Raw genomic sequence first — 8,471 nt, 5'->3', positions numbered from 1 at the left:
AAGAAAACGTAACTGTCCATACCTGTAAATAAACGATGTGGATAAATCGCTATTGCTTCATACATATCAGGGTTGAAAAAAAAGTAGGAGAGTCCTGACGCCGCTACAGCAAAAATGACTGGAGCCCCAAAAATAAGCAAAAACATGAGTAAGCCGATTACTATCAAAATCGCCATCCAAGAATCACTCCTTCATTTTCCGCATCAATTTGTATAGGACAATCGAATGCTGAATCAGTGTGAAAAATATACCCATGGGTATCGACAAGTACGGCCAAAATTTTTTTATTTTTAGGCTAACCATATAAACATTACGTGCATTCCACGCCATAAGCCATCCCTCGTAAAGTAAAACCGAAAATATGACCACCATGATGATGCGGTAGGTAAAGTCCCTGTATTTGATGAGTCTTGCAGGCCAAAGACGGTCAAAAAAGTCGACTGTAATCAGCTCTGAGTTTTTTACTAGAGTGCTCAGCACCAACATCGAGACCCAAATTATCAAACATTTTGAAACCTCTTCCGCCCATGGAATTGAGATACTGAAGACATATCTACCGATTACATTTATGAATAGGACTGATACCAAGAAACAAATAAACAACCCACAGATCACCTCGACAGCAAGAGAAATATAATTTGCGATGCCGTCGATAAAGGATTCTCGTTCCATTTTCCGACGCTCCTTTTCAACATCTTGTCGCAGTAAAAAGCGGCAAATAAGACCATTGAAAAACTTTTGTTAGCCGCTTTTTACCTCGCATTCGATACTTTTTGACAGACAGTCCGACTAAACCCTCCAATGCCTATTAAATATTTTCCTTCACTTCTTCAGCCGCTTTCAAAAACTCACTTGTTACCTCTTTCCCAAGCTCTTTTATCATATACTCAATAACTGGGGGCGTTGCAACTTTTTTGAATTCCTCCCTCTGTGCTGGAGTCAAATAAGTAATCTCCATCTTTTTCGTTAAATACTCAAGATCTCTAGCCTCTTTTGCTTTCAAAATACCCATAAATGAACGAATGCCTTCACGTACTGCACGGTTAAAAACCTTACGGTCCTCATCAGTCAAACTTTGATAGAATTTTTCGTTGACATTAAATGTAACAATATTGCCCGTGTGATTATCAAGAGTAAGATACTTCTGAACATTTTCGAGTCCCAAAAGGATGAGGCTCTGCGGAGCATTCTCCTGACCATCGACAATGCCAGTCTGACAAGCGGTATAAAGCTCAGACCAAGGAATGGGGGTCGGAGACGCTCCCAGTGCCTGAATCATTTTCATATAAACAGGAATTTCCATTGAACGAATCTTGAGTCCTACCATGTCCTTCGGTGTCACTATGGGTCGAACATTGTTAGTAAAACAACGCATGCCAGCTGGCATGATCCCGGTAAGGCGAATGCCCTTACTTTTCGCTGTCTCCTCTATCAGCGCTCTTGTAAAATCGGTATTATACATTTCAGAAATATGTTCAGTATTCTCAAATACAAAGGGGATCTCAAAAAGGTTAAATTTGGGATTATATGTACCTAGAAGGCCAACTGATTGCGAACAGGTAATCTGTATCAACCCCCGTTGGCACTGTTCAAGCATCGAAGGGTTGTCTCCAAGCTGTCCATTAGGAAATACGGAAACCTTAAAACGACCTTGCGTATCTTGCTCCATAACGTTCTTGAAAACAGTAGTCATAGCAAGATAGTGATCTTCAAAGAGGTCGTTGGCCTTTTCAGTATGCGCGATTTTTATGACCCCTTCAGTTATTGCGGCAAACGCCGGAAAAACCATGCAGAAAACCAACACAGCAACAAAAAAAACAACACCACATCTTTTCATGCAAAATCTCCTCCAATCTTCTGAAAAAACTTTGCTTCTATCGCTTCGCGACTCTAACCTAACTCCCAACCAAAATCAACATTGCACCACCTCTTATCCATGCTCAAATAATAAGCTTGCTATTTTTTAGCAATGTCTTGTTATTCCAGGACGTATCCATTGGTCTCTTTCAGCTTCACGGTCCACATCCTAAGGGTCTTAAGGCGTACAACCAATCTTCTGTCCGCATTATCGTCCTCTTGGTGTTTTTGCTTTACCTGTTCTGACGTCACCTTGCCACCGCTACAGATGTAGGCCCTCAGCGTAGACATGGCCTTTAAGCCCCTACGGTTCCAGGCCATCGACCTGAAGCTTAACCTCGAAGAAAGCACATGGCTTACGGGACACTTTAAGGCTTGAACTGCCGCAGTCTTCTTCGTTTCGAATCGTAATGGAGCTCCAGTTGTTGGTTATATATCTTTTGAAATCTGCGATCTTTTTTCTTTCCCTTTCGTCTGAAGCGTTCTTTGTCATCTCAAAGGTTATTTTCTTAAAAGAGTTTATGTCACTTATATTTATGGCCTTGTATATATCATGTCTTTTTTCAGGCTGCCTTGCCGTGGATTCGATGATTGCTTTATTTAGGTGGAATTTATCCGAGCACCGACTTTGCCTCGGGTAGCCAGCTTATCCCTCGTCTTATCCAATTTGCACCGTCTCCGTGGATGTATTGTCCTTTATATCGTCCGGGTCGTAAGCTTCGCATATCCTATCTGCTACTCCAGCCAAAACTCGTCCGTGTCCTTTCCGTAACCGCCCATGTATAGGGGATTTATACAGCTGTTTTTGGATGCCAACTTCGAAGTTCCTTCGTATATGCAGACTAAAAGAACTGCCGTGTTTCTCCCCCCTTGTAGGTATGCATGATCTTCGTCCGCGTCTATGCGCAATACCCCTACGCTTCTTGCTTCTTTAGGAACCTTTACTTTTAAGGCCTTTAATTCAAGTTGTGGACTTTATTTTTGACCCTTTGCCTGGACAACTCATCGCCAGTTACGTTTGAAGAGCTTTTGGCGTACAATACTTGATCAGCCGTTTCTACCAGCTTTACCGCCACCGCTTCGCTTAGTCTTTCGTATTTTCCAATCTCGGGGCTTCATCTAAGGGATATATATTTATCATGAGCTTTGTCGAAGTAGTAAGTCCTGTTAAAGGACATATTCCCAAAGAGGGTATAGATGCACCTTTTTTCCTCACGCCTTTCTACGACTAATCCCTTCTTTCTTCGAGACGCCTTGTTCTTATCTCAGAGATGAAGTTTTAGACAATTTGTAGTTAAGCAACCTTGTCTAAGTTGGGACCCCCCCTTTATGAATTTTTGGCGTTACAAAGATTCTACCAAAAGGAACGGCCCCTTTCTTTTTACCTCTGAAAATCTCCTACAAATATTTCACGCAATCGCGGTTTCTCATAGCTAAAACAAGCTTTATTTCCAATAAGGCTTGTCAAAGAACACGAATTCAGTGCCTATTCCCATATCCTTTGCTTTTTCATAAAGATGATAACTCCAAGCTATATCATGCACGGGCATTCCACCAGTGACGAGAATGATAATCTCATCGTCATTTCTTCGGCCATGGTCATCACCATTGACTACGTCACCAAGATTTCTTATCCTTGATGCATCATAGAGGCCTACATCAACATATTTAAGAAGAAAGAAGGAAGGTGCAACAACGGCCAAAGCATCTATACCCTTTGGATGCTCTTTGCCATCGGCGATGAAGGCTTGATGCATCTTCCAGTTGTCGGCAATAACCGTATTTTCGGTAAAACACTCGAGATCCATGTCAGCAGCACTTGTGAGAGTAACCAGACAACCTCTCTTAATCCACTCTTTTTCGATACGAGGAAAAACTTCCCCGGACGTGGCAACAGTAATTACATCGGCGGGTCGAACAGCGTTCTCAATTGAATTTGCATAATGAACTTGGATACCCGTTTTTTCTTTTATTTCTCTTGCAAAATCCTCATATTTGTTTGGGTTCACGTCAAAAAGGTAAGCTTCCTTAATTGTCGGACATCCTATATAAATAGCCCAGAGACATGCCCTATTGATGACACCGCCACCGATGACCCCTACAACTTTAGCTCCAGATCGAGAGAGATACCGAGCAGCAACACCTGGAACGGCTCCTGTTCTCATAGCACTGATAAGATTGCCTGACATAATAGTAAATGGCACCCCTGTATCGGCATCATTGAGAATAATAGTTAAAATAGATCGAGGAAGGCCTTTCTCGTGGTTTTTTAGGTTAGACCCATACCATTTTTCACCACAAACTTTATATCTACCCCCAAGATAAGCGATCATTGCCATGAATCTGCGATCTGGGCCTGCAACGGGCATGCCGGGAAACCGTTCCTCTTCTGGGAAAAAAATCATTTGCCCATGTTCGTTTTCCTTGGGCCCACCCATAATATAATCCCCTTTGCCAAGAAGCGAGAAAACTTCTTCGATTACATCAACACATTTGGGCATATCGAGGACGCCAGTCTTGATTAAATCAGCCTGTGAAAGCAAAAGACTCTTAACTTCAGCCACTTTTTAAACCCTCCCATAAACTATGCTGTAATTTTATTGTATACGCATATAGATCTTCTGCTTATTACTACACCATTTAGTTTATTTACTTTACTCTTGAAAGAAGCCTATCATGGGACCTTCATCAAACACCTCCTCATCACCAACTACATGAAACTCAAATCAAACCAATGTCGTTTAAAGTGCTAGACTAAAGATGATATAGATAAAACAATAGGTACCATGGGATTTTCCAGCAGATTCATAACTATTTTTTGCCATGTATAAGTAACAAAACTTTACAACAATTCTTTCTATTTGTAAAATAAATGAAATATATACTATGTATAAAAATTTTAGATGAATGGATTTGAGGATATGGAGTTCAAAAACATCTTTACCTTTACTAGGGTAGCGGAGCTCGGCAGCTTTACAGCCGCCAGCAGAGAGCTGGGATACACTCAATCAGCTGTGAGCATACAGATAAAGCAGCTTGAGGAGGAGCTAGGAGTACCCCTATTTGATAGAGTGGGCAAAAGCATATCCCTTACCACAAAGGGGCAGGAGTTTCTAATATATGCAAACGAGATACTAAGCATCATCTTGAAGGCTAAGAACATGATATCTTCCTCGGAGACGTGCCACGGCAGTCTTCGCATTGGCATGCTAGAATCACTCTTCATTTGGAGATTCTGCGATCTGTTGCCGCTATTTCACTCGATCATGCCGCTGGTCAATATCACCATAAACCTGTCGACAGGAACCAACCTCTACCAGAAGTTGAGGCAAAACGAGATTGACATAGCCTATCTTCTAGGAAAAAAGTTGTTCGTCAAGGGATGCGTTCACACATATGTCAATAGGGAGAGGATAGTTTTCGTCACATGTCCGGAAAATCCCATTGCGTGTAAAAAAAGCATTCCCATCGGGGAAATATTTAGACAACCCCTAATTTTGGTTGAAAGTTGGTCTGTGTACCGGATTGCCCTAGACGAGCTTGTAGCGGAACTTGGTATCGAGTACACGCCGCTTTTGGAGATAGACAACACCACAGGGATCCTGAAGCTCATCAAAAACGGCATGGGAGTTTCTTTTCTCCCAAAGTACATTGTAAACGAAAGCGTTCGCAAAAACGAGTTAGTCGAGCTCGACGTCAAAGGGTGCGATGTACAGCTCTGGAGCCAGGTTGTTTATCACAAGAACAAATGGGTCACGCCTCAGATGGAGCTCTTCATGAAATTGATTGGCGAAAAAGAGGAGATATAGAGCCCATTTCACAACTCACCCCCCAGTCCGAAATGCAGTAAACTAAAAATAACAAAATATTAAGACCGGATGAATGTTTTCCGGGCACAGGCCACAGACAGCAGGGTACTCATGAGAAAAAAATTCGCAGACTGAAAGAGGAAGTATTAGACCTTAAAATTGAGCGTGACATACTAAAAAAGTAGCGGCCATCTTCTTGAAGAAATAACGGTAGATGACAAATGCTGAAGCATAGGGGAGCTTACGCGAATACGGTGCTTAAGAAGATGTGCCACAAATTAAAAGTTTCCCATGCTAGTTACTATCGTTACAAAGCAGGATGCATTGCCATCCGCCACGCTAAAGAGACTGCTTGCTGGCAAGATCCTAACCATCATAGAAGGACGAGGGTAAGCGCTATGGGAGCCCCCAGGATTAAGACTCACCTGCCCCTATCTGAATCAATACGGCGAAGCGCTGCATTGGGCACATAATGGAAAAACTTTCCATTCCCGCGGTACAACAGAAGAAAGAGTTCTGGAGTGCTAGGGATTTCAAACCATTCTTTATTAGATGGTGCCCAACTTGTTGAACATAGATTTTAAAGCATCGCGTCCTGACGAAAGGGAGGTGGGGCATTACTTACATATAAACGAGCAACGGATGGTTTTACTTAGTAACGATAGTGATCTTTATTCAAGGAAAGTCGTCGGTTGGGCCATAGAAGAACGTAACACAAAAAGTTAATCATAGATGCGATCAACCTGGCGATATCAAGGCGCAAACCAAAGACAGACTTATATTGTCATTTGGCCATAGGCTCTTGATAATGACAGTTATGAATGTCAGGGAATACTTTCAAAAAACGGGATCATATAGCTCAAAAGCAGGAAAGAAAACTGCTGGGACAATGCAGTGATGTAAAGCTTTTTCCACAGCATGAAAGTCGAGCTGCTCTATGGGAGGGGATATTTTGCGAGGAAAAAGACGGAACGAATGGTGTCTGGATATGTGGAGATTTACTACAACAGATACAGATTCCACAATGCATTTGAACCGGCCCAGCTTTTCCGGAGGCTTTTTATTTGAGTTCAACCACAGCTGCTGGGGTCCCCTGAAGATTGTACTCCTGGAGATTGTAACACCTTTCCTAAAAGCTTCAGCAGGTGGAATGTTTCCTATTGCACCAAATATCCTCCTGTTGTTATGTGGTCTACCCACTCCAATGTGGCATACTAGACATCTCTAAAGTCATACCAGGACTTACACCCAGAGATTACTTCGGCCTTATAAAGACCAATTACAGATTTAAGCCAACACGTTTCGTAAGGGTTACCGACACTGCCCATAATATGCTCTATCTCTGCCTCGCGTAACCTTTCCGTATAGCGTATGGATAAATACCGGATAACAATTGGTCGCTGTGGTGAATCAACAATTTCGTATCCCTCCGGGCATATAGAGCCTGCTTTAAGGCATCAAATGCTAGATCAGTGCTTAAAGACCTAGGTCGCGGTAACCTACAATAAATCGGGTAAATACATCTATGACGAACGCAGCATAATACGAACCCGTTACGTACAGCGACATATGCAAGGTCTGCCACCTGAAGTTTCTTTAAGACAAAGTGCGGTGAAGTTACGACACACCAGATCTGCTGATCCGACAACGGACTTTTCTGGAGTCGTAGTCCTTGATTTTCGACCACGGACTACCCCCTTTAGGTTCATATCCTTCATCAACCGCCCTACGGTTCACCCGAGCCGCTCTAATGTCTTCTCGGTTAAGTTGCTGCCATACCTTTCTAGCTTTCGTAGACTCAGAAATTCCTCCAATACACTTTTGATCTCTTCTTTTAGCATGGCGTCACGCTCTGTGTGGTCTAGTAGAATGTTAAGGTCCATTTGACGACGCTTTCTTTCATAGTACGTAGTATGTTGACAAAGCGATCTATAGGTTGACTCCGCAATCTGGCTTATGCTCATCGATGAATATAACTACTTCTTCAAGTGACCCGAGCTAAGGCTTAAGTAAAAGTGAGCTGCTTTCTTAAGAATTTCGTTGGCTCAGGCTGGTTTTATGTTTTCCCGTTCCAACTCCTTTATGCGATCTCGTTCTGTGCTTGTCATTCCAAATGGTGTATTGCACTGAAAGCGAGATCGATGAACTAGATCGGCTGAGGGCAAATCTGGGCATAGAAGAAGACCTCCAGCCGGATCGTGAACTGGGGGAAGTATCTTGATCATGCAAGGTTGCCCTTTTTACAAGGGAAAAATGGGCTTGTACTCCATTTTTCCACGAAAGTTTTTTATTTGACTCCTGTCACCATGTTTAATGATTCCCTAAAACCTTTAAGTAACCACCCAACTTTATCAGCCAACCCTCGGAAAATCCGTACCGTTATGGATTTGTTAAAGAAGGAACGTGTAAAGTTGTCCCTACAGCCTTTGGCGACATCCGAACTTTTAAACGAGCTTTATTGCTGCTTTTGCGCCTTTATGACGTTTATTATCCTCGCCAAGGTATCGAGGCGAGCCAGAGGGTCTTGTATAGTTTGAGGGACCTTTAAGCTTTTATCGAGCTGCCCTGCACGGGTCATAGCCATGGCTATTTCAGACAGCGTATTTGAACGAACCTCGGCGTCCGAAACCTTCTGGGCGGTTTGCAGCGCCTTGTCGAACTGTCCTACCCTTGCTCAACTACTGGCAATTTCGGTTACCGCCCATGACTGGGATTCCTTGTCGCCAATTTTTTGGTAAAAATCCATAGCTTTGCTGAAAGTTCCGAGGGCACTATCGGTCTGGCCCGCCCTTGCCATCGCCTCAG

6 protein-coding genes and 2 pseudogenes are annotated in these 8,471 nt (G+C 42.9%); 2 read left to right on the top strand and 6 right to left on the bottom strand.

Features of this window, described 5'->3' with window-relative positions:
- Window positions 1–183: 183 nt before the first annotated feature.
- The 4 genes and pseudogenes from Q7P41_RS00715 to Q7P41_RS00700 all read right to left on the bottom strand — a co-directional run bounded on the left by Q7P41_RS00715 (window position 184) and on the right by Q7P41_RS00700 (window position 4,421).
- Window positions 184–672: a TRAP transporter small permease gene (locus Q7P41_RS00715; RefSeq protein WP_303881306.1), complete on the bottom strand. Its 489-nt coding sequence runs from the start codon at window positions 670–672 to the stop codon at window positions 184–186.
- Between the two features lie 136 nt (window positions 673–808).
- Window positions 809–1,837, bottom strand: coding sequence for a DctP family TRAP transporter solute-binding subunit (locus Q7P41_RS00710; protein WP_303881304.1), 1,029 nt, complete (start codon window positions 1,835–1,837; stop codon window positions 809–811).
- Between the two features lie 215 nt (window positions 1,838–2,052).
- Window positions 2,053–3,119: pseudogene (locus tag Q7P41_RS00705) on the bottom strand (ISLre2 family transposase); the annotation flags it as partial.
- A 183-nt stretch (window positions 3,120–3,302) separates the two neighbouring features.
- Entirely contained in the window at window positions 3,303–4,421 is a 1,119-nt protein-coding gene (locus Q7P41_RS00700) for a tyramine oxidase subunit B (RefSeq protein WP_303881301.1), read from the bottom strand.
- A gap of 357 nt (window positions 4,422–4,778) precedes the next feature.
- Here Q7P41_RS00700 and Q7P41_RS00695 point away from each other — a divergent pair, with 357 nt between their 5' ends.
- Complete coding sequence (locus tag Q7P41_RS00695) at window positions 4,779–5,666, top strand: LysR family transcriptional regulator (protein WP_303881298.1); 888 nt, start codon at window positions 4,779–4,781, stop codon at window positions 5,664–5,666.
- Between the two features lie 915 nt (window positions 5,667–6,581).
- Window positions 6,582–6,734: pseudogene (locus tag Q7P41_RS12645) on the top strand (hypothetical protein); the annotation flags it as partial.
- A gap of 665 nt (window positions 6,735–7,399) precedes the next feature.
- Here the strand turns inward: Q7P41_RS12645 and Q7P41_RS00690 are convergent.
- Window positions 7,400–7,549, bottom strand: coding sequence for a hypothetical protein (locus Q7P41_RS00690; RefSeq protein WP_303881297.1), 150 nt, complete (start codon window positions 7,547–7,549; stop codon window positions 7,400–7,402).
- Between the two features lie 162 nt (window positions 7,550–7,711).
- Entirely contained in the window at window positions 7,712–7,891 is a 180-nt protein-coding gene (locus tag Q7P41_RS00685) for a hypothetical protein (protein ID WP_303881295.1), read from the bottom strand.
- Window positions 7,892–8,471 lie beyond the last annotated feature (580 nt).

It is taken from the genome of Acetomicrobium mobile (genome assembly GCF_937920065.1).
This window is presented reverse-complemented; position numbering and strand designations above follow the sequence as displayed.

Coding starts and splice junctions, on each gene's coding strand:
- Q7P41_RS00715 (WP_303881306.1), bottom strand. CDS start 672: ATGGAACGAGAATCCTTTATCGACGGCATCGCAAATTATATTTCTCTT.
- Q7P41_RS00710 (WP_303881304.1), bottom strand. CDS start 1,837: ATGAAAAGATGTGGTGTTGTTTTTTTTGTTGCTGTGTTGGTTTTCTGC.
- Q7P41_RS00695 (WP_303881298.1), top strand. CDS start 4,779: ATGGAGTTCAAAAACATCTTTACCTTTACTAGGGTAGCGGAGCTCGGC.
- Q7P41_RS00690 (WP_303881297.1), bottom strand. CDS start 7,549: ATGGACCTTAACATTCTACTAGACCACACAGAGCGTGACGCCATGCTA.
- Q7P41_RS00685 (WP_303881295.1), bottom strand. CDS start 7,891: ATGATCAAGATACTTCCCCCAGTTCACGATCCGGCTGGAGGTCTTCTT.